This is a genomic window from Variovorax sp. GW821-FHT09B05 (assembly GCF_059418265.1).
Map to the genome: position 1 here is coordinate 257,986 of NZ_JBWKPN010000009.1, position 26,498 is coordinate 284,483.

Below are 26,498 nucleotides of genomic sequence, written 5' to 3' on the forward strand. Positions count from 1 at the left end.
CGTGGGTGGCGCGGCGCGTCATGCCCGCTGGAGTTCTTCCGCTGCGAACGGCAGCCGGCGGATGCGCTTGCCGGTCGCCGCGAACACGGCGTTGAGGACCGAGGGCGCGGTCAGCACGGTGCCGACCTCGCCGATGCCGCCCGGCGGTTCGGTGCTCGGCACCAGGTGCGTCTCGATGACGGGCATCTCGTCCATGCGCAGCACGCGGTAGGTGTCGAAGTTGCCCTGCTCGACGCGCCCGTCCTTGATCGAGATGTTTCCGTAGAGCACCGCCGACAGCCCGAAGGCCGTGCCGCCCTGCATCTGCGCGACCACGGTGTCGGGGCTGATGAGGCGTCCGCAGTCCACCGCGATCACCACGCGGTCGACACGCACCGCGCCGTCGGCATCGACGCTCACCTCCGTCACCTGGGCCGCGTAGCTGCCGAAGCAGAAGGTCAGCGCGACGCCGCGGCCCTTGCCGGCGGGCAGGGCGCCACCCCAGCCGGACTTCTGCGCGACCAGTTCGAGCACGTGGCGTGCGCGCGGATGCTTCTCGAGCAACTCGCGCCGGTAGGCGATGGCGTCGCTGCCCGCCAGGTGCGCGAGCTCGTCGACGAAGCATTCGACCGGGAAGGCGTTCTGCATGTGGCCGACGCCGCGCCAGAAGGCGGTGGTGATGCCCGCCGGCGGCTCCTCGCGCACATACTCGACCAACACGTTCGCGAAGCCATAGGGTCCTGCGGCGTCGCGGATGGCATCGCCGTCGAGCTCGTTCTGGAACCGCGCCGGCGCCCAGCGCGCGAGGATCGAGGAGGCGGTCACGCGGTGATGCCATGCCACCGGCCTGCCGCGCGCATCGAGCGCGGCGCTGAGCCGGTTGTAGTGGTACGGGCGGAAGGTGCTGTGCTGCGTGTCCTCCTCGCGCGTCCACACCACCTTGACGGGGCCATTCACCTGCTTCGCTATCTTCACGGCCTGGATCACGAAGTCGATGTCCAGCCGCCGGCCGAAGCCGCCGCCGAGCAGGTGGTTGTGGACCTCGACGCGTTCGATCGGCAGGCCCGTGAGTTCGGCCGCGGCGGCCTGCGCGCGCGCCGGCACCTGCGTGCCGACCCAGAGTTCGCAGGCATCGGGCCGCACGTGCACGGTGCAGTTCACCGGCTCCATCGGCGCGTGCGCGAGCAAGGGCTGCTGATAGACCGCGTCCACCGTTCGCGCGGCGCCGCGCGCGGCCGCCACCGTATCGCCTTCCTTGCGCGCCACGGCGCCGGAGCGCGACGAGGCGTTGGCCAACGCGGCGATCAGCTTCTCGGTCGAGTAGTCCGCGTTGGCGCCTTCGTCCCAGCGGATCTCGAGCGCGGCCAGGCCCTTGCGCGCCGCACCCATGTGGTCGGCCACCACCGCGACCGCGTTGTCGATGCGCACGACCTGCCGCACGCCCTTGATCGCTCTGGCCCGGGTGCCGTCGACCGACGCCAGGCGCCCGCCGATCACCGGGCAATTGGCGATCGCGGCAATGCGCATGCCCGCGACGCTGGCATCGAGGCCGTAGCGCGCGCGGCCGTTGACCTTGTCGGGTCCGTCCAGGCGCAGCAGCGGCTGGCCGATGCGCTTCAGCGTCGCCAGGTCCTTGAGCGGCACCTCGGCGGGCACGGGCAGGCCCGCGGCCGCCTGGGCGAGCTGCCCATAGGCGAGCTTCCGGCGCGTGGGCACGTGCTCGACCGCGCCGTCGCTGGCGCGGCAGGTCGACGCATCGACCTTCCACTGGCGCGCCGCCGCCTCGACCAGCAGCAGCCGGGCCGTGGCGCCGGCGCGGCGCATCGGCTCCCAGGTGCTGCGCACCGAGGTCGAGCCGCCCGTGATCTGCCCGCCGGTCAGCGGATTCGAATAGCGCGTCTCGTCGGCGGGCGCATGCTCGAGGCGAACGCGCCGCGGATCGATCTCGAGCTCCTCCGCGATCAGCAGCGCGACGGCGGTGTAGATCCCCTGGCCCATCTCCACGCGCGGCATCACCAGCGTGACGAGGCCATCGGTGCCGATGCGGACCACGGCGTTGGGCGCGAAGGCCTCGGGCTGCGCGCCCGCGGCCTTTGCCTCGAGCGGCGGCAGGCTCACCGTGAGCGCCAGCCCGCCGCCGGCGGCCAGCGCCGTGGCGACGAAGGCGCGGCGCGTCAGGCCGTGGGTGGAGGCGGCATCGGCCATGGGCATGTGGTCGTGCTTCATCTCAGGCCGCCTTGATCGGGATCAGCGTGGCGGCGCGCTGCACCGCGGCCTGGATGCGCACATAGGTGCCGCAGCGGCAGATATTTCCCGACATGCCGCCCACGATGTCCGCGGGCGTGGGGCGCGGCGTGGCCGCGAGCAGTGCCGTGGCCGACATGATCTGGCCCGACTGGCAGTAGCCGCACTGCACGACGTCCAGTTCCAGCCAGGTCTTCTGCACCGCCTGGCCGACCGCCGTCGCGCCGATGCCTTCGATGGTGGTGATGCGCTGCGTGCCCACCGACTCGACGGGCGTGATGCAAGAGCGGATCGCGACGCCGTCCTGGTGCACGGTGCAGGCGCCGCACAGGCCGGCACCGCAGCCGAACTTGGTGCCGTACAGGCCCAGCACGTCGCGCAGCACCCAGAGCAGGGGCGTGTCGCCGTCGACATCGACCTCGCGCGAGGTGCCGTTGATGTGGAGTGTGAAGGGCATGGTGCGGTCCGTGGGCATGTTGGGGTGCGCAAAGTCTAGGGACGCGCATCGCCGGCACACAGGCCCGAAGTCGCTAAGGCCTTTGAAGCCAAACTGAACAATCGGCCGCCGGACTCCGGTCCGTTCGACCCCGCGTCGAGCGCACGCGAATAGCGCGAAAGCGCTCGGCCCCGACCGCTCGAAAACCCTTGGCATCGAACTTGCGGAACCGCGCCAGAATTCGGTCTCGTTTTTGATCCTGGTTTCTTTAATGGTGCTTTTTTATCGGATGTGCCTAGTTTTCGAGGCGATACGCCTCATGGCGGTGCACCCGTGCCAGAGCCACCTGTCCGTCGTTCGGGCGTGCCGCGAAGGGGCGCTCGGCGTTCCCTCGAGCCTTGAGAAGTGAGCCACCCATGAAGAGTCTTGTAGTTGCCGCCGTCGCGCTGTCGACGGCCTGTGGCGCCTGTGCGCAGAGCAGTGTGTCGGTGCAGGGATTGATCGACGAATACGCGGGATCGATGCGTTACGCGGGCGACCTCGGCCGCACCAAGGTCCTTGGAAGCGGCGGCATGACCACCTCGTTCTTCGGCTTCGCCGGTACCGAGGACCTGGGCGGCGGGCTGCGGGCCTACTTCGCGCTCAACTCCTTCTTTCGCGCCGATACCGGCAAATCGGGCCGCTTCGACGGCGACCCCTACTTCGCCCGCGATGCCAACGTCGGTATCGCCGGTGCGTACGGCAGCCTTCAGCTCGGGCGCGCCGCGGCACCGAACTTCATCCCCACCGTGCTGGTCAACCCCTTCGGCAACTCCTTCGCGTTCTCGCCGCTGGTGCTGCATGCCAACGTCAACACCGCGCGCTGGCTGTACCGCACCTCGCCCTCCGATACCGGCTGGAGCAACCAACTGATCTACAGCACGCCGAGCTTCGGCGGCCTGCGCGTGAACCTGCACTACCAGTTCGGCGAGCAGTCCAGCGACACCGGCTACAAGGGGAAGAACAACACCGGCATCAGCGCGACCTACGTCAGCGGGCCGCTCACGGTGGCGGGCTTCTACGAGCGCGACCAGATCTCCAACCCGGTCAACCCGGGCGTCATCACGGCCACGGTCGACGGCGCGGTGGTGCCCACCACGCGCAAGGACTGGATGCTGGGCGGGGCCTACGACTTCGGCCTGCTCAAGGCCTATGCGAGCTACGGCCGGTCGAAGGCCGAAGCGACCGGCTATCGCGGTGCCACGAGCTCCCTCGGCGCCAGCGTGCCGGTCGGGTCGACCGCGGGGCAGGTGCTGGCGGCCGTCGCGAGGACGAAGATCGCCGGGTCCTACGACGGCACCCGCACGACGCTGAGCCTGGCCTACGATCACTACCTGTCGAAGCGAACCGACGTCTATGCCGTCCTCATGCGCGATCGCGCGACCGCCATGGCGGGCGGCAACAGCCTCGGCGTCGGCATCCGCCACCGCTTCTAGCGGCCGCGCGAGCCGATGCCAGGCTCGATCCCTTGGTTCCCCTCGTTCCTTTCATCCCTCCACAGAGACAACCCCAGTGAACTTTTTCTTGATTGATATCTTTTTCGATACTAGTATCGCAAATGAGCGAAACGGACTCCATGTCGAGACCGCTTCCATGGCCCATCCATCCGCCGGCGCCGGCCTTTCCGCGTCGAACCAGGAGTCCTGACGTGTCATCCACCCTAGATTCGACCGCCTCCGCGCCACGCGACGACGCCGTCTCGGGCTACGCCTGGAAGGCGCTGGCCGGCTCCGCCATCGGTTATGCGATGGACGGCTTCGACCTGCTGATCCTGGGCTTCATGCTCACGGCCATCTCGGCCGACCTGCACCTCACGCCGGGCCAGGCCGGCTCGCTGGTGAGCTGGACGCTGGTCGGCGCCGTCGTCGGCGGCATCGTCTTCGGCTCGCTCAGCGATCACTTCGGGCGCATCCGCGTGATGACCTGGACCATCGTCCTGTTCGCGGTCTTCACCGGGCTCTGTGCCTTCGCGCAGGGTTACTGGGACCTGCTGGTCTACCGGACCATCGCGGGCATCGGCCTGGGCGGCGAGTTCGGCATCGGCATGGCGCTGGCGGCCGAGGCCTGGCCCGCCAGGCACCGGGCCCGCGTGTCTTCCTATGTGGCGCTGGGCTGGCAACTGGGCGTGCTGGGCGCGGCCTTGCTCACGCCGCTGCTGATGCCCCACATCGGCTGGCGCGGCATGTTCCTGGTCGGCGTCGTCCCCGCGCTCGTGGCCTGGGTGATCCGCAACAAGCTGCACGAGCCCGAGGTGTTCGTGCGCAAGCCCAAGGTCCGGGGCTCGCGCCTGAGGTCCTTCAAGCTGCTGGTCAAGGATGCGCAGACGACCCGCACCAGCCTGGGCATCGTCGTGCTGTGCGCGGTACAGAACTTCGGCTACTACGGGATCATGATCTGGATGCCGAGCTTCCTGGCCAACAAGCTCGGGTTCAACCTCACGAAGTCGGCCATGTGGACCTCGGTGACCATCCTCGGGATGATGCTGGGCATCTTCGTCTTCGGCCAGCTGGCCGACCGCATCGGGCGCAAGCCGAGCTTCCTGCTGTTCCAGGCCGGTGCCGTGGCGATGGTGCTGGCGTACTCCCAGCTGTCCGATCCGGTCTCGCTGCTGTGGGTGGGCGCGGTGCTCGGCATGTTCGTCAACGGCATGCTGGGTGGCTACGGGGCGCTGATCTCCGAGGCCTATCCCACGGAAGCACGCGCCACGGCGCAGAACGTGCTGTTCAACCTCGGCCGCGGCATCGGCGGCTTCGGCCCGGTGGTGGTCGGCGCGCTGGTCGCCGCCTATTCGTTCCAGATCGCCATCGCGCTGCTCGCCGCGATCTACCTGGTCGACATGGTCGCCACCTACTTCCTCATTCCCGAACTCAAGGGCAAGGAGCTCGAATGATGCTCGCCGCCATCGACCATCAATCGCCCGCGTTCAGGCCCGTGCATCCGCCCGTGCCGCAGGGCGAGGGCGCCTGCTTCCAGCGCAACGCGCAATCCGTGGCCTCGTACCGCTGCGAGGTCGCCGAGCACCGCTGGGTCAACGACCGCTACAAGTACCTGAAGCTCAGCGCGCCGGCCGACCTGGCGGGCACGACCAGGCCCGGGCAGTTCTACCAGCTCAAGTGCCCGACGACGAACGACCTCCAGCCCTTCCTGCTGCGCCCGATGAGCGTCTACGGCGTGGGGCCGGAGGCGGGCACGATCGAGTTCCTCTACAACGTCACGGGCACTGGAACCCACGCGCTGGCCTCGCTGCCCGTCGGCGGCGCGATGGACATCGTCGGCCCGCTGGGCAACACCTTCACGCTGCCGCCCGACGACGAACGCATCATGGTCGTGGCGCGCGGCGTCGGCCTGGCGACGATGGCGCCGCTGCTGCAGCAGGCGGCCAGGATGGGCATCGCGATCACGGCGGTGATGTCGGCACGTGCTCCCAAGGACCTGATGCGCGACGAGTTCCTGCGCGGCGCCGAGGCCGACGTGCATTGCGTCTACGACTCGGACGGCAGCTCCTCGGTGGAGGCCATGGACACGCTGGTGCGCCGTCTGCTCGGCGAACGGCACCACGACGCCGTCTACACCTGCGGCTCGCATCGCGTGCTGATGCTGCTGCAACGCATCCTCGCCGACCATCCGGGCACCCGGGGCGAGGTGGCGATGGAACAGCGCATGGCCTGCGGCATGGGCGTGTGCCTGTCCTGCGTCAGGCTGTTCGATCGCGAGGGCGACAAGCAATTCCTGCGCGTCTGCCGCGAAGGTCCCGTGTTTCCCATCGGCGACGTGGTCGGGGAGGTGGAGTTTGGCTGATCTCAACGTCAGGGTCGGCGACGTCGGCCTGCGCAATCCGGTCATGCCGGCCTCGGGCTGCTTTGCCATCGAGTACGCGGAAGCGATCGACTTCAACCGGCTGGGCGCGTTGGTCATCAAGAGCGTCTCGCCCAAGAGCCGTGCCGGCAACCCGACGCCGCGCGTGGCGGAAACCCGCGGCGGCATGCTCAACGCCATCGGCATTCCGAGCAAGGGCCTGGACTACTACCGCGAGACGGTGCTGCCGCCCTACACGCGCTTCGACACGCCCGTCGTGGTCTCGATCTCGGCGGACACGGTCGACGAGTTCGCCGACGCGGTGGCCGAGATGTCGCTGCCCGAAGTGGCGGTGATCGAGGCCAACATCTCCTGTCCCAACCTCGAAGCCGACGGCATGGCCTTCGCGATGACGCCCGAGACCACCTACAAGGTCGTGAGCGCGATCCGCCGCCGCACGCATCATCCCGTGTGGGCCAAGCTCACGCCCAATGCCTCGCACGTGGCGACGGTCGCGCGGGCCGCGGAAGAGGCCGGCGCCGATGCGCTCGTGATGGGCAACACGGTGCTGGCCATGTCGATCGACGTGCGCACCCGCAAGCCCATGCTCGGCAACGTGATGGGTGGCTTATCCGGGCCGGCCATCAAGCCGATCGCGCTGCGCATGGTGCACCAGTGCTATCGCAGCGTGCGCATCCCGGTCATTGGCTGCGGCGGCATCGCGAGTGCGCACGACGCGGTCGAGTTCATGCTGGCCGGCGCGAGCGCGGTCCAGGTGGGCACGGCCTCCTTCATCGATCCTGGCGCGATGCAGAAGATCATCGACGGCCTGGTCGCGTACTGCGACGAGATGGGCGTGAAGAACATCCGCGACCTCACTGGCCAGGTCAAGCTCGACCGCCAGCTCCCGGACCGCTGGCTGCGCTTCGCGCAGCAGTCGGGCTAGGGGAGGGCAAGGATGATGAGCCTGCCGGGACTTCGCCCCATGGCCGAGAAGCTGTTCTCCGACGTGCGCGAGCTGACCTTCGACGGGGTCGGCGTCACGCGGCAGAGCTACGGCCGCGGCGAATCGGACACCGCCGACTACCTGCGTGCCTTCGCCGCGAGCGAAGGGCTCGAGGTCCGGGCCGACCGGGCCGCGAACCTCGTGTTCGGTCTGCCGCAGACCGCGACGGCGAGCGCGGTCACCTGGTGCGGATCGCACATCGACTCGGTGCCGCAGGGCGGCAACTTCGACGGCTACGCGGGCGTGGTCGCGGGCCTTCTGTGCCTCGTGGCGCAGAAAGCCGGCGGCACGCCCTACGCACGCCCGCTCGAGGTGGTCGCGTTTCGCGGCGAGGAGAGCGCCTGGTTCGGCAAGGCCTACATGGGCTCGGGCGCGCTGTTCGGCAAGGTCAGCGAGAGCGACCTCGCGCTCAAGCAGCGCACCACCGGCGAATCGATGGAGGCCTGCATGCGGCGCTGCGGTGCCGACGTGGAGGCGATCCGCGCGCAGCAGACGCTGCTCGACAAGGCGCGCATCAAGGCCTACCTCGAGCTGCACATCGAGCAGGGGCCGGTGATGGTCGCGCGCCAGCTTCCGCTGGCCGTGGTCTCGGGCATCCGCGGCAACGTGCGGCACAACCGCGTGGTCTGCCATGGCGACGCGCAGCATTCGGGCGTGGTGCCGCGCTGGCTGCGCCACGACGCCATGTTCGCGGTCGCCGACCTGATCATGCGCATCGACGAGCACTGGCGCGTGCTGCTGGAGCGCGGCACCGACCTGGTCGTGACCACGGGCATCGTCAGCACCGACCCGGCCGAACATTCGATCTCGCGCATTCCCGGGCAGGTGAGCTTCAGCCTCGAGGCGCGCAGCAAGAGCACGGACACGCTCGAGGCCTTCTACCAGCTGATGCGTGCCGAATGCGGCTCGATCGAGCGCGAGCGCGGCGTGCGCTTCGAATTCGATCGGCGCCTGCTCAGCGATCCCGCGACCATGGACGAGAAGCTCTGCGGCGTGCTGTCCGAGGCCTGCGCCGCGCAGGACGCGGCCTTCGAGCTCATTCCCAGCGGCGCGGGGCACGACGCCTCGCTGTTCGCCAATGCCGGCATCCCGAGCGGCATGTTGTTCGTGCGGAACCAGAACGGTTCGCACAACCCGCACGAAGCGATGGACATCGAGGATTTCATGCTCGGCGTCGCCGCGATGGATGCGGCCTTCGCCCGATTGAAGTGAGCTTGTTCATGACCCCCCGCATCACCCTGCGCCGCCCCGACGACTGGCACCTGCACCTGCGCGACGGCGCCATGCTGCAGACGGTGCTGCCCTACAGCGCCGAGCAGTTCGGCCGAGCCATCGTCATGCCGAACCTCAAGATCCCCGTGACGACCACCGCGCTCGCGCGGGCCTACCGCGAGCGGATCGTGGCGGCGCTGCCGCCCGGTGCGGACTTCGTGCCGCTGATGACGGTCTACCTCTGCGATGGCACCTCCGCCGACGACCTGTGCCGCGGCTTCGAGGACTGCGTGCTGACCGCGGCGAAGCTGTATCCGGCCGGCGCGACCACGCATTCCGAGCATGGCGTCACGTCGATCGCGAAGGTGGCGCCGGTGCTCGAGACGATGCAGGCCATCGGCATGCCGCTGTTGCTGCACGGCGAGAGCACCGATCCGGCCGTCGACGCCTTCGACCGCGAGGCGGTGTTCATCGAATCGACGCTGCGTCCGCTGCTGCGCGACTTCCCGGCGCTCAAGGTGGTGCTGGAGCACATCACGACCGAGGAAGCGGCGGATTTCGTCAGGGCCGATGCGAGCGGGCGCCTCGCGGCGACGATCACGCCCCAGCACCTGATGTTCAACCGCAACGCGATCTTCACGGGCGGCATCCGGCCGCATTTCTACTGCCTGCCGGTGCTCAAGCGTGAGCGCCACCGCCTCGCACTGCGCAGGGTGGCGACCTCGGGCGACGCGCGTTTCTTCCTCGGAACCGACTCCGCGCCGCACCTTCGCACGCTGAAGGAGGCGGGTTGCGGCTGTGCCGGCATCTTCAATGCGCCGGTCGCGCTGCAGAGTTATTGCACGGTGTTCGAGGAGGAGGGCGCGCTCGACAAGCTGGAGGCCTTCGCGAGCCTCAATGGTCCGCGCTTCTACGGCCTCGCGCCCAACGAGGCGAGCGTGACGCTCGAGCGCTCGCCCTGGGAGGTGCCGCAGGACGTGGCGCTCGCGGCCGGCGGGGCGCTCCATCCCTTCCTCGGCGGCAGCAGCCTGCCGTGGGCCCTGCGGGATGCGCCCGTGCCCGAGCCGGTCGCGGCGTGAGTTCCCGCACCGCCTCGCGCCTCGCCGGTGACCGCGGATGTCGAAACTCGCCTATAGTTTCTTTTTCGATCCATAAAGTGGAAAACGAGATGGAAGCTGCGAATTCGACCTTCAAGTCATCGATCGACTACGTGGCGCTGGGCAACCGCCTGCGTGCCTACCGGGTGGGCGCCTCGCTGCTGGCCGAGGACGTGGCCGAGCGGCTGGGCATCTCGCGCGCGGTCGTGTACCGGCTCGAGAAGGGCGAGATCGTCAAGATCGAGACGCTCGAGCGCCTGGCCCATCTGCTCGACACCACGCTGGCGTCGCTGCTCGGCGTGGAGGTGGAGTACTACTCGACCGCGCTCGGCCTGTTCGAGCGCATGCGCCAGCTCGAGGAGTCGTCCGACCGCATCCTCGCGCACTTCGAGCCGATCTCGCTGCTGCTGACCTCGGAGGACTACCTGCCGACCCTGCGCCAGATGCTGATCGAGGCCTCGCCCAAGGGCGCGGGCAAGGGGCCGACCTCGGCCGACATCGACAAGATGCTGCAGATCATGCAGGAGCGCCGCGCCTTCTTCCAGCGCCGGCGGCCGCACATCGTGAGCCTGATCGGGCTGCGCGAGCTCGAGCGCTTCGTCGATACCGGCCTGGTCGGCCGCATCGACCTGCCCGAGAGCGTGCGCACCGAGCGCCGGCTGGCGGCGCGCCGCGAGGTCGAGCGCATCGCCGACCTGATGGAGAGCGAGCCGATCGACGTGCAGATCGGACTGATCGACGACGCCATGCCGACCGCGACCTTCCAGGTGTTCTCCGGCCGGGCCGGCAGCGTGCTGGCCGTGAGCCCGTTCCGGCTCGGCGAACTGCCGAACGTGCGCAACGGCATCGCGACCGTGACCGCCTCGCCCGAGGCGGTGCGCATGTACGAAGCCATGATCGGCAGGCTCTGGAAGGCCGCCTACAAGGGCAAGGCGGGTGCGATGCACCTGCGCAAATTGCTCGACCGAATTCACTAGCCGAAGGCACGACCGCCATGACCACTGCCCCAGACCCGATCCGCCTCGAGGTCGCCGCCCGGCTGCTCGATGCCGGCTGCGTGACGCTGCGCACCGACGAGCCCTTCCGGCTCCCCTCGGGATGGGCGACGCCGGTCTACGTGGATTGCCGGCGGCTCATTTCCTTTCCCGAGGCGCGCCGCGCGCTCGTGGGCCATGCCATCGAGCTGCTGAAAGCCGATGGCTGCCTGGCCGGCGTCGGCTCGATCGCGGGCGGCGAGTCCAGCGGCATCGCGCTGGCGGCCTGGATCGCGGACGCGCTGGACCTGCCGATGCAGTACGTCCGCAAGCGGGCCGTGGGCGCCCGCCAGGTCGAGGGCGTGGTGCGCGCCGGCGAGCGCGCGCTGCTGGTCGACGACATGATGGCGGCCGGCGCATCGAAGGCCAATTTCGCGCGCGCGCTGCGCGCCGCGGGTGCCGAGGTCGGCGATGTGCTCGTGCTGTTCGACTACGGCATGTTCGGCGCCGGCCGCATGCTGGCCGCGCTGGGGCTGAAGGTCCACGCGCTGGCGAACTGGCACGACATCCGCGCGGTCGCGGCACAAAGAGGCAGTTTCGGCCGCGAGGTGATCGCCGAGTTCGACGATTTCCTGCGCGATCCGGTCGCGTGGTCCGCGGCGCACGGCGGCAAGGGTTTCATCACTGACCACATCGAGGGCAACACACCATGAACTTCCAGGAAATCAGCACCCGCTTCGAGAACGACCTGTCGGGCTCCGACGCCTTCAAGCTGCTGTACCGCGGCGCCTTCGACCTCATGAAGTCGGACCTCGACAACGCGGGCCTCTACTTCGTCATCGGGGTGGCGGCGCAGGCCTTCGTCCAGAAGTATGAGGACCAGGGCATCACGGTGGAATTCGCCGACAACGCCAAGGCCACGATGGTGGCCTTGAACACCCGCATCCTGGCCGCGTTGGCCGCCGAGCCCGCGCAGCGCTTGCGCATCCTCGGCGAGGTCGCGACCGAGTACGAGTGGAACGTCACGGCGTTCTGAACGCGTTCCGTTGGTCATGGCGCGCTCGCGCCATGACCCATTCGCTCAGAGATCGAGGACGAGCCGCGCGGAACAGCTGCGTGATACGCACGGCAGCATCAGCGTCCCCGACGCCTTCTCGGGCTCGGTGAGGAAGGAATCGCGATGCTCGGGCCGGCCCTCGAGCACGGTGGTCATGCAGGTGCCGCAATGGCCTTCCTCGCACGAGGTCTCGATGTGCACGCCGTGGGCGCGCAGCACCTCGACGATGCTCTGGCCCGCTTCCACCTGTGCCGAGATGCCCGAGGCGGCGGCGCAGACCTCGAACGCGGCCTGCGGCGCCGATGCAGCGGCGGGCGTCGAACCCGCGCCGAAATACTCGAAGCGGACCTGGTCGGCCGGCCAGTTCGCCGCGGCCTGCCGTACGAGCTCCATGAAGGGGCGCGGTCCGCACAGGTAGAGGTACTTGCCTGGCACCGGATCGCCCACGATCGTTGCCAGCAGTGCGGGCAGCGCTTCGGGGCCATGGCCCTGGTGGTACTGGACGGCAGGGGCCAGGGCCGCGTCCTCGAGATGCCGGCGGAAGGCGACGTGTTCCGCCGACTGCGCGAAGTAGTGCAGCTCGAGCGCTCTTCCGGCGCCGCTCAGGTGCGAGGCCATGCAGAGCAGCGGCGTGATCCCGATGCCGCCCGCGACGAGGATGAAGCGCTCGCCGTCCTGCGCGAGCGGGAAGTGGTTTCTCGGCGCGCCGATGGTGAGGACGTCGCCTTCGTTCACGGACTCGTGCATGAACCGGGAGCCGCCGCGCGAGCGCGGATCGCGCTTCACGCCGATGACATAGCGCCCCTCGCCATGGGGTGCGCACAGCGAGTACTGCCTGGTTTCGCCCCCGCCGACATCGACATCGATGTGGGCGCCGGGCTCGTAGGGCGGAAGCGCTTCGGCGCCGATGGCGACCAGCTCGAAGGAACAGATGTCGGTGGCCTCGGGCACCTTGCGTTGGACTTTGACTTGCATGGGTATCGACGGAGTGGGTAATGGGTGGATGGCGTGTTCGCGGGTGTTCAGGCGGCGGGCCCGGCTTCGGCCACGACCTCGCAGATGTAGGAACGGTGCGGCGCCGAGCCGCTGATCGGGTCGAGATCGCCGTCGTCGACCAGCAGGTTGAAGTTCGAACCCTGTTCGGAGAGCGGTGCGTGCGCGGGCAGCCCCAGCTGCTCGTTGCCCTGCCACCAGCCGTACTGCGCGCAGACCACGCGCGGATCGAGGCTGGGATCGAGCGTGGCCTTGAAGCGCACCGAGCCGCTCGGCGAGCGCACGCGCACCCACATGCCGGGCTTGATGCCGCGCGCGGCTGCCGTGGCAGGATTCATGGCCACCAGCGGGTCGGGAGCCTTGCTGCGCAGCGACGCCACCTGCCGGTGCTGGCTGTGGCAGTACTGGGGCAGCTTGGCCGAGGTCAGCACGAGCGGGAAGTCCGAGCTTCCTTCGCGAAGCCGCAGCTTCGGCAAAGGCGGCACGTACACCGGCAGCGGCGACTGGCCATGCCGGTGCAGCAGCGCCGAATAGATCTCGACCTTGCCGGTGTCGGTCGCGAAGCGGAAGCCCGCGCCGTGGTGCTTCTGGTAGCGCGTCTTCAGCGGGTAGCGGATGCCTTCGGGGTGTTGCCGCAGTGCCTCCAGGCCGATGCCCAGCGGCTCGAGCATGTAGCGCAGGCCCGCGTCGATGTCGCCGTCCCAGAACCGGTCGGCCAGCCCGAGCCGCTTCGCGAGCTCGAAGACGACCCATGCGTCGGAGCGGCTCTCGCCCACCGGCGCCACCATCCGCGGTCGCAGCTGTACCAGTTCCTCGGCGCCCTGGTTCACCTCGAAGCCGACGCGCAGCGCCTCGCGCTCCCAGGGCGTGCCGATCGGCAGCACCACGTCGGCGTATTGCGCGGTCGGGGTCAGCGTCAGGTCGGCATGCACGAAGAAGTCGAGCCGGCGCAGCGCCTCGGCACCGCGCAGCGGGTTCGCATGCGCGAGCAGCAGGTTGGCGCCGAAGCCGATCACGCCGTGGATCGCGTAGGGCTTCTCTTCGAGGATGGCGCGGTACAGCGTGTCGCTGCCGATGCAGCCCTGCGCGGCCGGGCCGAGCGGAAGCTCGTCGATGCCCACGCATTTCGCGAGCTGTTCCGCCGACAGCAGCTCCTTGCCCGATGCCTTGCGCGCCGGCGGATGCGCGAAGTCCACGTTGCCGCCGGCCGCGTCGAAGCTGCCCGTGAGCGCGTAGAGCAGCGCGATCGCGCGGTCGGTCTGCGTCGCGTTGGTGTGCTGGCCGACGCCCGACCACGCGTAGTAGCTGACGGGGCGGTGCGCGAACAGCAGCCGTGCGGTGTCGCGCACCTGCTGCGCGGGGACCCAGCAGAGTTCCTCCGCGCGTTCGGGGGACATGGCATCGCACAGCTCGGCATAGAGCGCGAAGGCGGGCCGGCATCGAACGGGGCCAATAGCCGTCTGCAGCGTCCTGGCGCCGAAGAGCGCGAGGGTGCCGTCCTGCGAGGCATAGGTGGCCGTGCCGGGGTCGTAGGGCACGATGGATTCGCTCGCCTCGTCGAAGGCCACGAGCCGCTCCGAGGCGAGGCCGGTGATGTCGGCTTCGCGCAGGAACGCGCCCGTGTCCTCGCGCACGAGCAGCGGCCCGTTCGAATGCCGACGGATGAAGTCGATGTCGTATTCGCCGTTGCGGATCATCTCGCCGGCGATGGCCAGCGCCAGCGCGCCGTCCGAACCCGGCCGCACGCGCAGCCATTGGTGCGCGCGCATCGCGAAGCCCGCCTTGCGCGGATCGACCACGACGATCTTCGCGCCGCGCGCGAAGGCCTCCGTCACCCCTGTCGCATGGTCGAGCCAGGTCGCCGACGGGTTGTGGCCCCACAGCACGATGCACCGCGTGTTCGAGAAGTCCGGCGCGCCGATGCCGCGCCCGAAGGTGAAGCCGTGGGCGACGTCCTTGTGCCAGTTGCAGATCTCGGTGCCGCGGCACAGGTTCGGGCTGCCGAAGGCATTGACCAGACGTTCGATCCAGACGATGCCGTCGGACAGCGGCGAGCCGCTCGGCGAAGTGATGGCGAAGGACACCGACTCGGGACCGCTCTCGTCGCGGATGCGCCCGATGCGTTGCGCGACGAGGTCCAGTGCCTCGTCCCACGAGGCCTGGCGCCAGAGCGGATCGGCGGCCTCCTTCGGCGCCGTGCGTATCAGCGGATGCAGCAGCCGCTGCGGATTGGCCACCAGCTCGGGCGCTGCGCGGCCCTTCACGCAGAGGGCCTTGCCGGTCGGGTGGGAGGGGTTGGCTTCCTGGGCGATCAGCACGCCGTTCTCCACCACGCTGATCGAACCGCAGCGCGAGCGGCAGAGGGCGCAGAAGCCAGGGATTTTTTCGGCCATAGTCCTAGTGCCCAGGCGGAGGTGGAAGTCCGGCCTGGCGCATGATTATATATAAAGTGAAGAAAGTATATATACTTTGAGAAAAGGCGCAACATGAAGGAAAGCAGCTCGCAAGTGGCCGCGGGATCGGTCTACGAGACGCTCCGCTCCGAGATAGCGACGGCCGTGCTCGAACCCGGCGCGCCGCTGAAGCAGGACCACCTCGCCGCGCGCTTCGGCGTCAGCCATGTGCCGGTGCGCGAGGCGCTCTCTCGGCTCGTCGCCGCGGGGCTGGCCACGGCCCGGCTCAACAAGGGCACCTCGGTGGCCTTCCTGAGCGCGCGCGAGGCGGTCGAGCTGATCGAACTGCGCTGGCTGCTCGAAGGGCGGCTCATCGAGCTGGCCGTGCCGCATCTCTCGCGTGCCGACATCGCGCGTGCCACCGGGCTGCTGGAAGAGCTCGGCAAGGCCAGGCAGGTCGAGGAGGTGTTCCGCCTCAACCATGAATTCCACGCGAGCCTCTATGCCAAGGCCGACCGGCCGCTGCTGTTGCAGTCGGTCGAGTCCGCGCGGCTCAACCTCGGGCGCTATCTCTACCTGCCGTGGAAGTCGAAGACGAACGTCGATCGCTCCGAGGCCGAGCACAAGAAGCTGCTGCGCCTGTGCCTGGCCGGCGATGCGCAGGGCGCGAAGGCGATGGTGACGGAGCACGTCATCCATACCGGCAAGCTGATCGTGGAGATCATCGAGCAGCAGAAGACGAGCGTTGCCATCGACTAGCCACAGAAGAAGCACGGGCTGTTGCTTCGCGATCCATGATTCGTCGCGATAATGGCGCCCGTGCACGTCCTTCGAAAACTCCCGACCCTGCATCGCCTCGTGCTGGCGTGGTTCGTGCTGTCCCTGTCCGTCGCGGTCGCATCGCCGATCGTCAAGCCTCAGCAGATCGACATCGTGTGCTCGGCCTCGGGCCACGTCACGATGGTCGTGCAGACCGAGGATGGCGCGGTGCCGATGGGCAGCATGGGCATGGACTGCCCGTTGTGCGTGATCGGCGGCCTGCCGCCAGCGATCGCGCAGGTCGAGGTGCCGATGCCTGCACCGCTGTCCTACGCCCTGCGTTCGATCCCCGCCGCGCGCATCGCCGCGGCCACCGCCGCGCCGCTGCCGGCGCGCGGGCCTCCTTCCTTCCTCTTCGCCTGAACCGCTGAATCCGTCGCACGACGGACCCTGGCGCCGCCTCGCGGGCGCACCGGTCCGCGCGCGACGCCCATCGTTCGTCGACGGCATGCGCGGCCACGGGCCGCTGCGCCGTCAGCGCAGCCACGCGCTGCGAGAAGAGAGATCCCGTGCCTTTCATTGCCACTCCCCACGGCCGTGGTGCCGAGCGCCTGCGCGCGCGTGCGCTGTCCTGCTTCGCGCTCGGCGCCTTTGCCGCGCCCTTCGCGCAGGCCCAGGTCCAGACCACGCTGCAAGCGATCGAGGTCTATCCGCCACCCGCGCCCGCGCCCAACGGGCGCCTCAACCTCGACACGCCTTCAGAGACCGGCAGCCGCCTGGGCCTGACGCCGCGCGAGACGCCGGCCTCGGTCAGCGTGGTCGACCGCGCCACCATCGAGGCGCGCGGCGCGCAGGACACGCAGGAGATCCTGCGCGCGGTGCCCGGCATCACGGCGCACAACGCGCCCGGCAACATCGGTGTGAGCTACCGCGGCTTCGGTGCCGGCTCGCTGAGCCAGATGTTCAACGGCATCAACGTGCAGTACTCGATCGCCGCGCGGCCGGTCGACAGCTGGATCTACGACCGCGTCGAGGTCATCGGCGGGCCCTCGAGCTTCCTGTTCGGCGCGGGCGCGGTCGGCGGCTCGATCAACTACATCAGCAAGATCGCCGAGCGCGGCGACTTCACCGAGGCCCGGCTGCGCCTGGGCACGCAGCAGCTCAAGGAGGCCTCGATCGGGCTCAACCGCCGCATCGCGGGCGATGGCGGCGCGGGCAGCCACTACGCGCGCATCGACCTCAACCGCAAGGACGCCGACGGCTGGACCGACGGCACGCGCACGCGCGCCACGCAGCTCGCGGCCTCGCTGCTGTCGGACTTCGGCGGTGGCGTCACGCACACGCTGGCCTACGAATACCAGGACGAGTGGGTGGACCGCCCGTACTGGGGCACGCCGCTGCTCAATCCCGTGGTGGGCAGCCTGCGCGTGGACCCGGCCACGCGCTTCAAGAACTACAACAGCGCCGACGGCATCTATGCGCAGCGCGTGCAATGGCTGCGCTCCATCGCGGACTGGCGCGTGTCCGATGCGCTGCAGCTGAAGAACACCTTCTATGCCTACGACGCGCTGCGCGACTACCGCAACGTCGAGAGCTACCGCTTCAATGCGAGCAACACGGCCGTGATCCGCTCGGCGGCCCTGCTGCAGCGCCATGACCAGCAGGTGGTGGGCGACCGCATCGAGGGCCTCTACAAGGGGCAGCTCGCGGGCCTGCGCAGCGACTGGTCCTTCGGGCTGGACTTCAGCGTCAACAAGCAGACGCGCTTTCCGAACAGCCTGCCGGCCACCGTGAGCACGGTGAATCCGTACCTCTTCGCCACCGAGCCCTTCTTCGCGGTGCCGGGCATGCGGCCGGGCTTCAACCCCGACCGCGACAACAAGGTGACGACCACCGCGCTGTCGATCGAGAACCGCACGGCGCTCGCGCCCTCGCTGCACCTCGTGAGCGCGCTGCGCCACGATCGCATCGAGCTCGCGCTGACCAACCGGCGCGCCATCAGCGCCAGCGCGCCGGCCAGCTACCAGCGCAACTACAACCCGACCACGGGACGCGTCGGCCTGGTGTGGGACTTCGCGCCCGGCGCGAACCTCTATGCGCAGTACGCGACCGCGGCCGATCCGCCCTCGGGCGTGCTGTCGACCGCCTCGTTCGCCGACGTGATGAACAACAGCGAACTCACGACCGGCCGGCAGGCCGAGGTCGGCGCCAAGCTCGACTTCTGGCAGGGCAAGGGCACGGCGACCGTGGCGGCCTACCGCCTCTCGCGCAAGAACATCGCCACGCAGGACCCGAACAACAGCGCGCTGACCGTGCTCGTGGGCGAGCAGTCGTCGAAGGGCGTGGAAATCGCGGTGGGCCTGCAGCCCACGCCGCAGTGGTCGCTGCAAGGCAACCTGAGCTACGTCGATGCGAAGTACGACAACTTCGTGCAGAACGGCGTGTCGCTCGCGGGCCGCACGCCGACCAACACGCCGGCCGTGGTGGCCAACCTCTGGGTGTCGTACGCGATCACGCCCGCGCTGCAGGCCAGCGTGGGCCTGCGCCACGTGGGCAAGACCTACGCCGACGCGGCCAACAGCGCGCGCTGGCCGTCGTACACGCTGGTCGACCTGGGCCTGTCGTGGAAGATCAACCGCTCGCTCACGCTGGTGGGCCGCGTGCGCAATGCCACCGACCGCATCTACGCGGCCAACCTCGGCAGCACCTTCGCCTACCTGGGCGCGCCGCGCGCCGGCGACCTCAGCCTGCACGTCGCGTTCTGAGGAGGGCGATCCCATGGCCCATTTCAAGCGCTGGCTGTTCCTGCTGCACCGCTGGCTCGGCATCGTGGTGTGCGCCTTCTTCGCGATGTGGTTCGTCTCGGGCGTGGTGATGATGTACGTGGGCTATCCCAAGCTCACCGAGTCGGAGCGGCTGCTGCACCTGCCGCCGCTCGCGGCCGATGCCGCGCTGCTCGGGCCGCGCGAGGCACTCGATGCGGCGGGCATCGCGGGGCCGCTCAAGGAGCTGCGCCTGGCCGCGGCCAGTGGCGGCCGTGCCGTGTACCTCGCGCAGCCGGCGGGTGGCAATGGCGGCAAGGGCGGCACCGTGATCGACGCGGCCACCGGTACGCCGTTGCGCCATGTCGACCGCGAACTCGCGATGGCCAGCGCCGCGGCCTTCGCGGGGCCGGGTGTGGGCCTGGTGTACGAGGGCACGCTCGACGAGGACGCGTTCACTCATTCGCGCGCGCTCGACGCGCACCGCCCGCTGCACCAGGTGGCGCTGGTCGATGCCGCGCACACGCGGCTCTATGTCTCGGGCCGCACCGGCGAGGTGGTGCGCGATGCGCCGCGCGCCGAGCGGCTGTGGAACTACGCGGGCGCGTGGATCCACTGGCTGTATCCCTTGCGCGGCGGCGCGCTCGATCCGTACTGGGCCGACATCGTCAACTGGCTCTCGATCCTGGGCATCACGGTCACGCTCATGGGCACGGCCGTCGGCATCCTGCGCTGGCGCTTCGCGAGCCGCTACCGCAGCGGCTCGCGCTCGCCGTACCGCGGCTTCATGATGCGCTGGCATCACATCACGGGCCTGTTGTTCGCGGCCGTCACGCTGACCTGGATCTTCAGCGGGCTGATGTCGATGAACCCCTGGCGCGTGTTCGACAGCGGCGCGCCCGCGCTGCGCACCGAGGCGATGAATGGCGGGCCGCTCGCGCCGCCGGCCGGCGCCGCCTCGCCCCAGGCGCTGATCGCGGCGGCGGGCGGCACGGTGCGCGAGCTGCGCTGGACGCGCGCCGCGGGGCGCGACCTCGTGCTCGCGCGCGGTACCGCGTTGCGGCCCACCGTGCTCGATGCCGCGAGCGCCGCGCCCACGGCGCTGGACGTCGACATGTTGAAGGCCGCGGTCGCGAAGCTCTCGAACGCGCCGGTCGCGCGCATCGAGGTGCTGACCGCCTACGACAGCCACTACTACACGCGCGAGCCGCACACCATGACCGGCGGCGGCGACAAGCCGCTGCCCATCTGGCGCGTGGTGTTCGCGGACGAGGCCGGCACCTGGGCCCATGTCGATCCGCGCACCGGTGCGCTGCTGAACCGCAGCGACAGCCATCGCCGCGCCAGCCGCTGGCTGTTCGCGATGCTGCACAGCTGGGACTGGCGCCCGCTGCTCGAACGCCGTCCCCTGTGGGACCTGGCGATGGTGCTGCTGAGCCTCGGCGGCGCGGCGCTGAGCCTCACGGGCGTGGTGATCGGCTGGCGCCGGCTGGGCCGCAAGCTGACACCGAAGCCGGCGGCCCGGCGCATTCCCCCATTCACTCCCTCGAAGGAACATCCATGACCCGCGTACTATCGACGACCCGCCGCCGCCTGCTGCTGGGCACCGCCACGCTGCCCCTGTGGGCCGCGCTGGCCGCCTGCGGCGAATCCGAGCCGAAGCCAAGCTTCACCGGCACCGACATCACGGGCGCCAACTACGGCCGCGACTTCGCGCTGAGCGATCCCGACGGCAAGCGCCGCACGCTGGCCGACTTCAAGGGCAAGGTGGTGATGATCTTCTTCGGCTTCACCCAGTGTCCCGACATCTGCCCGACCGCGCTGACGCGCGCGGCGGAGGTCAAGCAGCAGTTGGGCGCGGCCGGCGACGACCTGCAGGTGATCTTCGTCACCGTCGATCCGGAGCGCGACACGCCCGAGGTGATGCGCGCCTACACGGCCGCCTTCGACCCGAGCTTCCTGGGCCTGCGCGGCGACCTCGCGCAGACCGAGGCGACCGCGAAGGAGTTCAAGGTGTTCTACGAGAAGGTCCCCACGCGCACTTCGTACACCATGGACCATTCGGCCTTCACCTACCTGATCGACCGCAAGGGCCGCATGCGCGTGGTGATGCGCTATGCGCAGAGCGCGAGCGAATTCACCGCGGACGTGCGCGCGCTGCTGGCGGCGGGCTGAGGGAAAGTCCCCATGCGCGGCGTCGCTCGCGCATAAGTTTTCGCCCGTCGCGCAAAGGACGCGCCGCGCGGCCGTCTATAGACTGCCCCGCATGCAGACCGACCCGACGCCCGCCGTGGCCCCACCGTTCTTCTCCCCCTCGCGCCGCGAGGGCGAGCTCGTCTTCGTCAGCGGCCAGATGGCCTTCGACGCCCAGTGGCGCATCGAGGGCGACACGGTCGGCGAGCAGACGCGACGCTGCCTCGGTCGCATCGGCGAGATCCTCGCGGCCGAGGGCCTGGGGCTCGCCGATGTCGCGAAGACCACCGTGTGGCTGTCGCGCGTGGAGGACTTCGCCGAATTCAATCGCAGCTATGCCGAATGCTTCGATCCCGCCGCGGGCCCCGCGCCCGCGCGTTCGACGGTGCGCGCCGACCTGATGGTGCCGGGCGCGCTGGTCGAGATCGAAGCCATCGCGCATGCACGCCGCGCACCTGGAGCCTGACGCCATGACCACCGCATCCCCAGCCGCTTCCGAACTGCCCGACCTCGACCTCGAGGCCATCCGCGAGACCGCGCGCGCCAATGCGCAGGCGCTGCTGCGCACGCCGGTCGCGCCGCTGCACGGACCCACGGTCGAGCGCCTGCTCGGCCGCGCCGACGTGCACATGAAGCTCGAGCTGTTCCAGCGCACCGGCACCTTCAAGGCGCGCGGCGCGCTCAACGTGGCGCGCCGACTGTCGAGCGAGCAGAAGGCGCGCGGCATCACCGCGATGAGCGCCGGCAACCACGCGGTGGCCGCGGCCTTCGCGGCGCGCGAGGCCGGCGTTTCCGCGAAGATCGTGGTGCAGGCCTCGGCCAATCCGGCGCGCGTGGCGATGGCGCGCGCCTACGGTGCCGAACTGCTGATCGCGCCCGACGGCGCCACCGGCTTCGCGATGGCCGAGGCGCTGGTGCGCGACGAGGGCCGCACCTTCATCCATCCCTTCGAGGGCGAGGGCACCTCGCTGGGCACCGCCACCGTGGGGCTCGAGTTCGCCGAACAGGTGCCGGGCCTGGATACGGTGCTGGTGGCCGTGGGCGGCGGCGGTCTCGGCAGCGGCGTGGCCACGGCCATTCGCAAGCTGATGCCCGGCTGCCGCGTGATCGGCATCGAGCCCGAGGGCGCCGACGTGATGCGGCGCAGCTTCGAGGCCGGCTCGCCGCAGCGCATGGAGAAGCTCTCGACCATCGCCGACAGCCTGGCGCCGCCGATGACCACGCCGATGGCCTACGGGCTGTGCCGGCGCTACATGGAGCGCATCGTGACCGTGAGCGACGACGAGATCTGCCGCGCGATGGCCGTGATGTTCCGCGATGCCAAGCTGGCGGTGGAACCGGCGGGCGCAACGGCGCTGGCCGCGCTGCTCGGGCCCCTGCGCGAGGAACTGCGCGGGCAGCGCACCGGGCTGATCGTCTGCGGCGCGAACCTCGATGCCGAGACCTACGCGCGCCAGCTCGCGCGCGGCGAGCAGTTGCTCGAGGCCTGAGCGCCGGCTTCTCCTCTTCGTTCCTTTCGATGTTCCGTGGCCGGTGGGCGCGCGTCGCGCCCGCCAGCCGCTCGTTGCCGTCCGTCCCTTGTCTTTCGGAGATGTCCCGATGAAGCGTCGCGCCTTCCTGCCCCTGCTGCCCGCCGGCGTCATCGCCGCTGCCCTGCCGCCGCTGGCCGCGGCGCAGTCGTCCGCCACGGCCGGCCGCACCATCCGTCTGGTGGTCGGCTATCCCGCGGGCGGCACGGCCGACGCGGTGGCGCGCCTGTATGCCGAGGAGCTGCAGAAGCGCCTGGGCGCCACCGTGGTGGTGGACAACCGTCCCGGCGCGGGCGGCCAGATCGCGGCCGAGCAGTTCCGTGCACTGCCGCCCGATGGCAGCGCGCTGCTGCTGGGCAACAGCCACATGTTCTCGACGCTGCCGCTGACCTCGCGCTCGGTGAAGTACGACCCGGTGAAGGACTTCGCGCCGGTGGCGCGGCTCGCGACCTTCGAGGTGGCGCTAGCAGTCAGCGCGGCGCAGCCCGCGAAGACGCTGCAGGAGTACCTCGCGCTGGCGCGTGCGAAGCAGGAGGCGCGCAGCTTCGGGGTGCCCGCCGCGGGCAGCTCGCCGCACTTCGTGGGCTACGTGGTTGGCAAGAAGGAGGGCATCGAGCTGCTGCCCGTGCCCTACAAGGGCGGCGCGCCGCTGCTGGCCGACCTGATGGGCAACCAGATCCCGGCCGCCGTCGATGCGCTCGGCGGTTTCCTGGGCGCGCACCGCGCCGGCAAGATCCGCATGCTGGCCGTGACCGGCCCGCGCCGCGCGGCCAGCGTGCCCGAGGTGCCGACCTTCGGCGAACTCGGCTTCACCGCGCTCGGCAGCTCGAGCTGGGTCGGGCTGTTCGCGCCACCCGGCACCTCGCAGGCACTGGTCGATCGTGTGAGCGCGGCCGTGGCCGAGATCGCGGCGTTGCCATCCACCACCGCGGGCCTGGCCAACGTGGGCTTCGATCCCGCGGCCGGCAATCCGCAGCAGCTGCGCGAGGCGGTGCGCAACGAACTCGCGCTGTGGCAGCCGATCATCCGGGAATCCGGCTTCCAGATCGATTGACGAATGGAGCGCCGATGATCCCGACCGACACGCTGTTCAGCGCCGACTACGCGACGGCGCGCCGCAAGTTCCTGGCCGCCTGCGCGCTGCGTGGCCTTGCACCCGAGGTGCATGGCCATCCGCTCGCGGGCGCGCAGGGCGAGGCACTCGCCACCGACGTGGTGCGCATCGGCCCGGCCGACGCGCAGCGCGTGCTGGTGCTGACCTCGGGCGTGCATGGCGTGGAGCTGTTCGCGGGCTCGGGCTGCCAGATCGACTGGCTGCTGACGCAGTCGGCCGACGACCTGCCGCCCGACACCGCGGTGGTGCTGGTGCATGCGATCAATCCCTGGGGTGCTTCCTGGCTGCGGCGCTACACCGAGGACAACGTCGATCTCTGCCGCAACTTCATCGACCATGCGCAGGCGCCGCCCTCGCACAAGTACGAGCCGCTGCATGCGGCGATCGCGCTCGATCCCGGCGATGCCTCGGCCGTGGCCGCGGGCGATGCGCTGCTCGCGGACTTCGCGCGCAGCCATGGCAGCGAGGCGCTCTACAACGCGCTGATGGCCGGGCAGTACGCCTTCGCGCAGGGCATGGGCTTCGGCGGCCAGGCACCCACCTGGTCGCGCCTGACCATCGAGGCCGTGCTGCGCCGCCATGGCGCCTCGGCGCGCGAGGTCTGCCTGGTCGACTACCACACGGGGCTCGGCCCCTACGGCTATGGCTCGCTGGTCGCGCTGCAGCAGGGCGAGGCGCTGGCGCGCATGCGCGAGGTGTTCGGCGAATGGGTGGTGGCGGTGCACGAGAGCGGCGCGCCCGAGGACTTCGCGCCGGTCACGGGCCACAGCACGCCGGGCTACGAGCGCGCGCTGCCGCAGGCGCGCGTGACGGCGGCCGTGCTCGAGTTCGGCACCGCGCGGCCGCAGCGCATGCTCGACCTGCTGGTGCGCGATCAGCGCGAATGGGCGACGGGCATCGGCCGCACGCAACTGTCTGACACGCGGCGCGAGCTGCTGCGCTTCTTCTATCCGGGCGAGCCCGCGTGGCAGCGCAGCCTGGTCGACCAGTCGCGGCAGGTGATCGCGAACGCGTTGCGCTGGTTGGGCGGGACCTGAGGCCGCTCAGCCCTACGCATCGTCGTCGACCTGCGCCAGCGAAGTGCGGAAGGCCTGCAGCAGGTCGTCGAAGTCGGCACGCCTGCGGCCTTCGGCGACCGACAGCGCCGACACCGTCACCGGGATGCGCGGCGAGACGCCGCGGATCGACAGCGATTCGCCGCGCGAGAAGCCTGCGGTGAAGGAGTCGATCACGCAGGGGCCGAAGCCGTCGAGCGTGAGCAGCAGTGCCGACTGGTAGGTCTGCGCCGAGAGCCGCGTGCCCGCGAACACCGCGCTCTCCGACAGCAGGCCCAGCAGGGCCTTGCCGACGAGGTCGTCCTTGTCGATGCCGATGAAGTCGCGTGCCGCGATCTCGGCGATCGGCATGTCCGCGGTGTCGGCGCGCTTCCTCGCGCCGGCTTCGCGGCGCTCGACCCACACCAGGTGGCCCGTGCCCACCACCTCGGCATCGATCGGTGGCGCGTCGATCTCGCCATAGGCGATGCCCAGGTCGCATTCGCGCAGCGCCACCGAGCGCGCGATCTCGTCGGAATGAAGGATCTTGATCGAGACCGCGCTGCATGGATGGCGGGCCTTGAACGACGCGAGCGCGCGCGACAGGCAGGTGGTGGACAGCGAGGGCACGATCGCGATGCGGAACTGCGCCAGGTGATCGGGCCGCAGCGACTGCGCGAGGCGCCGCAGTTCGTCGACCTGCTCGAAGATCTTCTGCGCCCGCAGATGCAGCTGCCGCGCCTCGGGCGTCGGCTTCATGCCGCCCTTGTCGCGCACGAACAGCGCATAGCCGAGCTGCTGCTCCGCATGCTTGAGCGTCTGCGTCACCGCGGGCTGCGTGACGTTGAGGATGCGCGCCGCGGCACTCACGCTGCCCGACAGCATGATCGCGTTGAAGACCTCGATGTGCTTGAGTTTCATAGGGGGGCCATTAGAAGACCTTATCGCGTTGCGTCAAATTCTGATTTGACGCTCCCGGGCCCCGGATCGGAGACTTCGATGCATGGAAGACAGACGGGGCGCGCCGATCATGGCGCACGCCGGAAGTCGATGGCAACAACTGGCATCGGGAACCTATGGCGCATTCATTGGCGGTGGACCACACCGCGCGACACGAGATCGATCCAGGCCTGTTCGACACGCCCGAGGTGCGGCAGGCCTGCGTCGACCTCGCTGCCTGCTTTCGCATGGCTGCGAGGCTCGGCATGGAAGAGGGCATCTGCAATCACTTCTCGGCGGTGGTGCCGGGCTTCGACGATTGCTTCATCGTCAATCCCTTCGGGTTGGCCTTCGACGAGATCCGCGCTTCCGACCTGATCATCTGCGACTTCGACGGCCGTGTGCTCAAGGGCGACCGGCCACCCGAGATCACCGCGTATTTCATCCATGCGCGGGTGCACAGGAGCTTGCCGCGCGCCCGCGTCGCGTTCCACACGCACATGCCGTATGCGACCAGCCTCGCGCTGGTCGAAGGTCAGCCGCTGCAATGGGCCGGCCAGACCGCGCTGAAGTTCTACGGCCGCACGGCGGTCGACGACTTCAACGGCCTTGCGCTCGATGCGAGGGAAGGCGACCGCATCGCGGCGGCGATCGGCGATGCCGACGTGGTGTTCATGCGCAACCACGGCGTGATGGTGGTCGGCGCGACCATCGCGGAAGCGTGGAACGACCTGTACTACCTGGAGCGCGCCTGCGAGGTGCAGGTGCTGGCCGAGTCCACGGGCCGCAAGCTCAGTCCCGTGCCGCCGGAACTGGCCGCGGCCACCTATGCGCAGATGCGCAGCGGCGGCAACGAAAGCGCGGTCCAGCACCTGGCGAGCATCAAGCGGCGCCTGCTCAAGACCGACCCCGATTACCTGCTCTGAATGCCACTCCTCGAACC

General features: G+C 69.7%; 24 protein-coding genes. 19 read left to right on the forward strand and 5 right to left on the reverse strand.

All coding sequences use genetic code 11. The annotated features are described in order from the left end of the window. Window positions 1-18 precede the first annotated feature (18 nt). Both AC07RM_RS23900 and AC07RM_RS23905 read right to left on the reverse strand, forming a co-directional pair. Window positions 19-2,205, reverse strand: a complete 2,187-nt coding sequence (locus AC07RM_RS23900; RefSeq protein ID WP_495336139.1) for a xanthine dehydrogenase family protein molybdopterin-binding subunit — start codon at window positions 2,203-2,205, stop codon at window positions 19-21. Window position 2,206: 1 nt separating this feature from the next. After that, window positions 2,207-2,680, reverse strand: a complete 474-nt coding sequence (locus AC07RM_RS23905) for a (2Fe-2S)-binding protein (RefSeq protein ID WP_495336140.1) — start codon at window positions 2,678-2,680, stop codon at window positions 2,207-2,209. Between the two features lie 395 nt (window positions 2,681-3,075). Between AC07RM_RS23905 and AC07RM_RS23910 the strand changes: the two genes are divergently transcribed. The 9 genes from AC07RM_RS23910 to AC07RM_RS23950 all read left to right on the forward strand — a co-directional run bounded on the left by AC07RM_RS23910 (window position 3,076) and on the right by AC07RM_RS23950 (window position 11,818). Then, on the forward strand, window positions 3,076-4,134 hold the full coding sequence (locus tag AC07RM_RS23910; RefSeq protein ID WP_495336141.1) for a porin: 1,059 nt from the start codon (window positions 3,076-3,078) through the stop codon (window positions 4,132-4,134). 212 nt (window positions 4,135-4,346) lie between these two features. Continuing rightward, the gene (locus AC07RM_RS23915) at window positions 4,347-5,588 is read left to right on the forward strand and encodes an MFS transporter (protein WP_495336142.1); all 1,242 of its coding nucleotides are present in this window, start codon (window positions 4,347-4,349) and stop codon (window positions 5,586-5,588) included. Further along, window positions 5,585-6,496 (forward strand): dihydroorotate dehydrogenase electron transfer subunit, encoded by a 912-nt coding sequence (locus tag AC07RM_RS23920; RefSeq protein WP_495336143.1) that lies wholly within the window; start codon window positions 5,585-5,587, stop codon window positions 6,494-6,496. Before AC07RM_RS23915 ends, AC07RM_RS23920 begins: the two co-directional genes overlap by 4 nt. After that, window positions 6,489-7,439 (forward strand): dihydroorotate dehydrogenase, encoded by a 951-nt coding sequence (locus AC07RM_RS23925; protein WP_495336144.1) that lies wholly within the window; start codon window positions 6,489-6,491, stop codon window positions 7,437-7,439. Before AC07RM_RS23920 ends, AC07RM_RS23925 begins: the two co-directional genes overlap by 8 nt. Window positions 7,440-7,454: 15 nt before the next feature. Further along, on the forward strand, window positions 7,455-8,711 hold the full coding sequence (locus tag AC07RM_RS23930; protein WP_495336145.1) for a hydantoinase/carbamoylase family amidase: 1,257 nt from the start codon (window positions 7,455-7,457) through the stop codon (window positions 8,709-8,711). Window positions 8,712-8,719: 8 nt separating this feature from the next. Beyond that, entirely contained in the window at window positions 8,720-9,790 is a 1,071-nt protein-coding gene (gene pyrC, locus AC07RM_RS23935) for a dihydroorotase (RefSeq protein WP_495336146.1), read from the forward strand. 89 nt (window positions 9,791-9,879) lie between these two features. Beyond that, window positions 9,880-10,785: a helix-turn-helix domain-containing protein gene (locus AC07RM_RS23940; protein ID WP_093345550.1), complete on the forward strand. Its 906-nt coding sequence runs from the start codon at window positions 9,880-9,882 to the stop codon at window positions 10,783-10,785. Between the two features lie 17 nt (window positions 10,786-10,802). Next, a complete protein-coding gene (locus AC07RM_RS23945) occupies window positions 10,803-11,495 on the forward strand; it encodes an orotate phosphoribosyltransferase (protein WP_495336147.1) in 693 nt (230 codons plus the stop codon). Further along, window positions 11,492-11,818, forward strand: a complete 327-nt coding sequence (locus tag AC07RM_RS23950; RefSeq protein WP_057590090.1) for a hypothetical protein — start codon at window positions 11,492-11,494, stop codon at window positions 11,816-11,818. The genes AC07RM_RS23945 and AC07RM_RS23950 overlap by 4 nt, the downstream gene beginning before the upstream one ends. 45 nt (window positions 11,819-11,863) lie before the next feature. Here the strand turns inward: AC07RM_RS23950 and AC07RM_RS23955 are convergent, their stop codons facing one another. Both AC07RM_RS23955 and AC07RM_RS23960 read right to left on the reverse strand, forming a co-directional pair. Next, window positions 11,864-12,790, reverse strand: coding sequence for a PDR/VanB family oxidoreductase (locus AC07RM_RS23955; protein WP_495336148.1), 927 nt, complete (start codon window positions 12,788-12,790; stop codon window positions 11,864-11,866). Window positions 12,791-12,861: 71 nt separating this feature from the next. Beyond that, window positions 12,862-15,225: a molybdopterin-containing oxidoreductase family protein gene (locus tag AC07RM_RS23960; protein WP_495336149.1), complete on the reverse strand. Its 2,364-nt coding sequence runs from the start codon at window positions 15,223-15,225 to the stop codon at window positions 12,862-12,864. A gap of 93 nt (window positions 15,226-15,318) precedes the next feature. On the opposite strand from AC07RM_RS23960, the gene AC07RM_RS23965 reads away from it, so the two are divergent. The 9 genes from AC07RM_RS23965 to AC07RM_RS24005 all read left to right on the forward strand — a co-directional run bounded on the left by AC07RM_RS23965 (window position 15,319) and on the right by AC07RM_RS24005 (window position 24,619). Beyond that, the gene (locus AC07RM_RS23965; protein ID WP_495336150.1) at window positions 15,319-15,984 is read left to right on the forward strand and encodes a GntR family transcriptional regulator; all 666 of its coding nucleotides are present in this window, start codon (window positions 15,319-15,321) and stop codon (window positions 15,982-15,984) included. Between the two features lie 60 nt (window positions 15,985-16,044). After that, a complete protein-coding gene (locus AC07RM_RS23970) occupies window positions 16,045-16,407 on the forward strand; it encodes a DUF2946 family protein (protein WP_495336151.1) in 363 nt (120 codons plus the stop codon). A 155-nt stretch (window positions 16,408-16,562) separates the two neighbouring features. Next, the gene (locus tag AC07RM_RS23975; protein WP_495336221.1) at window positions 16,563-18,749 is read left to right on the forward strand and encodes a TonB-dependent receptor; all 2,187 of its coding nucleotides are present in this window, start codon (window positions 16,563-16,565) and stop codon (window positions 18,747-18,749) included. 13 nt (window positions 18,750-18,762) lie between these two features. Beyond that, window positions 18,763-20,310, forward strand: a complete 1,548-nt coding sequence (locus AC07RM_RS23980; RefSeq protein ID WP_495336152.1) for a PepSY domain-containing protein — start codon at window positions 18,763-18,765, stop codon at window positions 20,308-20,310. After that, window positions 20,307-20,921, forward strand: a complete 615-nt coding sequence (locus AC07RM_RS23985; RefSeq protein WP_495336153.1) for an SCO family protein — start codon at window positions 20,307-20,309, stop codon at window positions 20,919-20,921. The genes AC07RM_RS23980 and AC07RM_RS23985 overlap by 4 nt, the downstream gene beginning before the upstream one ends. A 91-nt stretch (window positions 20,922-21,012) precedes the next feature. Continuing rightward, complete coding sequence (locus AC07RM_RS23990) at window positions 21,013-21,405, forward strand: RidA family protein (protein ID WP_495336154.1); 393 nt, start codon at window positions 21,013-21,015, stop codon at window positions 21,403-21,405. Window positions 21,406-21,409: 4 nt separating this feature from the next. Continuing rightward, a complete protein-coding gene (locus AC07RM_RS23995; RefSeq protein ID WP_495336155.1) occupies window positions 21,410-22,429 on the forward strand; it encodes a pyridoxal-phosphate dependent enzyme in 1,020 nt (339 codons plus the stop codon). Between the two features lie 109 nt (window positions 22,430-22,538). Next, window positions 22,539-23,522 (forward strand): tripartite tricarboxylate transporter substrate-binding protein, encoded by a 984-nt coding sequence (locus AC07RM_RS24000; RefSeq protein WP_495336156.1) that lies wholly within the window; start codon window positions 22,539-22,541, stop codon window positions 23,520-23,522. Between the two features lie 14 nt (window positions 23,523-23,536). Continuing rightward, window positions 23,537-24,619, forward strand: a complete 1,083-nt coding sequence (locus AC07RM_RS24005) for a M14 family metallopeptidase (RefSeq protein WP_495336157.1) — start codon at window positions 23,537-23,539, stop codon at window positions 24,617-24,619. Between the two features lie 12 nt (window positions 24,620-24,631). Here AC07RM_RS24005 and AC07RM_RS24010 read toward each other — a convergent pair whose 3' ends face one another. Next, window positions 24,632-25,537, reverse strand: a complete 906-nt coding sequence (locus AC07RM_RS24010; RefSeq protein ID WP_495336158.1) for a LysR family transcriptional regulator — start codon at window positions 25,535-25,537, stop codon at window positions 24,632-24,634. Between the two features lie 155 nt (window positions 25,538-25,692). On the opposite strand from AC07RM_RS24010, the gene AC07RM_RS24015 reads away from it, so the two are divergent. Further along, entirely contained in the window at window positions 25,693-26,481 is a 789-nt protein-coding gene (locus tag AC07RM_RS24015; RefSeq protein WP_490876567.1) for an aldolase, read from the forward strand. Window positions 26,482-26,498 lie beyond the last annotated feature (17 nt).

Bases quoted from the DNA above. Each gene is read 5' to 3' on its own strand.
- AC07RM_RS23900 (WP_495336139.1), bottom strand. From the start codon at position 2,205: ATGAAGCACGACCACATGCCCATGGCCGATGCCGCCTCCACCCACGGC.
- AC07RM_RS23905 (WP_495336140.1), bottom strand. From the start codon at position 2,680: ATGCCCTTCACACTCCACATCAACGGCACCTCGCGCGAGGTCGATGTC.
- AC07RM_RS23910 (WP_495336141.1), top strand. From the start codon at position 3,076: ATGAAGAGTCTTGTAGTTGCCGCCGTCGCGCTGTCGACGGCCTGTGGC.
- AC07RM_RS23920 (WP_495336143.1), top strand. From the start codon at position 5,585: ATGATGCTCGCCGCCATCGACCATCAATCGCCCGCGTTCAGGCCCGTG.
- AC07RM_RS23930 (WP_495336145.1), top strand. From the start codon at position 7,455: ATGAGCCTGCCGGGACTTCGCCCCATGGCCGAGAAGCTGTTCTCCGAC.
- pyrC (WP_495336146.1), top strand. From the start codon at position 8,720: ATGACCCCCCGCATCACCCTGCGCCGCCCCGACGACTGGCACCTGCAC.
- AC07RM_RS23940 (WP_093345550.1), top strand. From the start codon at position 9,880: ATGGAAGCTGCGAATTCGACCTTCAAGTCATCGATCGACTACGTGGCG.
- AC07RM_RS23945 (WP_495336147.1), top strand. From the start codon at position 10,803: ATGACCACTGCCCCAGACCCGATCCGCCTCGAGGTCGCCGCCCGGCTG.
- AC07RM_RS23950 (WP_057590090.1), top strand. From the start codon at position 11,492: ATGAACTTCCAGGAAATCAGCACCCGCTTCGAGAACGACCTGTCGGGC.
- AC07RM_RS23960 (WP_495336149.1), bottom strand. From the start codon at position 15,225: ATGGCCGAAAAAATCCCTGGCTTCTGCGCCCTCTGCCGCTCGCGCTGC.
- AC07RM_RS23965 (WP_495336150.1), top strand. From the start codon at position 15,319: ATGAAGGAAAGCAGCTCGCAAGTGGCCGCGGGATCGGTCTACGAGACG.
- AC07RM_RS23980 (WP_495336152.1), top strand. From the start codon at position 18,763: ATGGCCCATTTCAAGCGCTGGCTGTTCCTGCTGCACCGCTGGCTCGGC.
- AC07RM_RS23985 (WP_495336153.1), top strand. From the start codon at position 20,307: ATGACCCGCGTACTATCGACGACCCGCCGCCGCCTGCTGCTGGGCACC.
- AC07RM_RS23990 (WP_495336154.1), top strand. From the start codon at position 21,013: ATGCAGACCGACCCGACGCCCGCCGTGGCCCCACCGTTCTTCTCCCCC.
- AC07RM_RS23995 (WP_495336155.1), top strand. From the start codon at position 21,410: ATGACCACCGCATCCCCAGCCGCTTCCGAACTGCCCGACCTCGACCTC.
- AC07RM_RS24000 (WP_495336156.1), top strand. From the start codon at position 22,539: ATGAAGCGTCGCGCCTTCCTGCCCCTGCTGCCCGCCGGCGTCATCGCC.
- AC07RM_RS24005 (WP_495336157.1), top strand. From the start codon at position 23,537: ATGATCCCGACCGACACGCTGTTCAGCGCCGACTACGCGACGGCGCGC.
- AC07RM_RS24010 (WP_495336158.1), bottom strand. From the start codon at position 25,537: ATGAAACTCAAGCACATCGAGGTCTTCAACGCGATCATGCTGTCGGGC.
- AC07RM_RS24015 (WP_490876567.1), top strand. From the start codon at position 25,693: ATGGCGCATTCATTGGCGGTGGACCACACCGCGCGACACGAGATCGAT.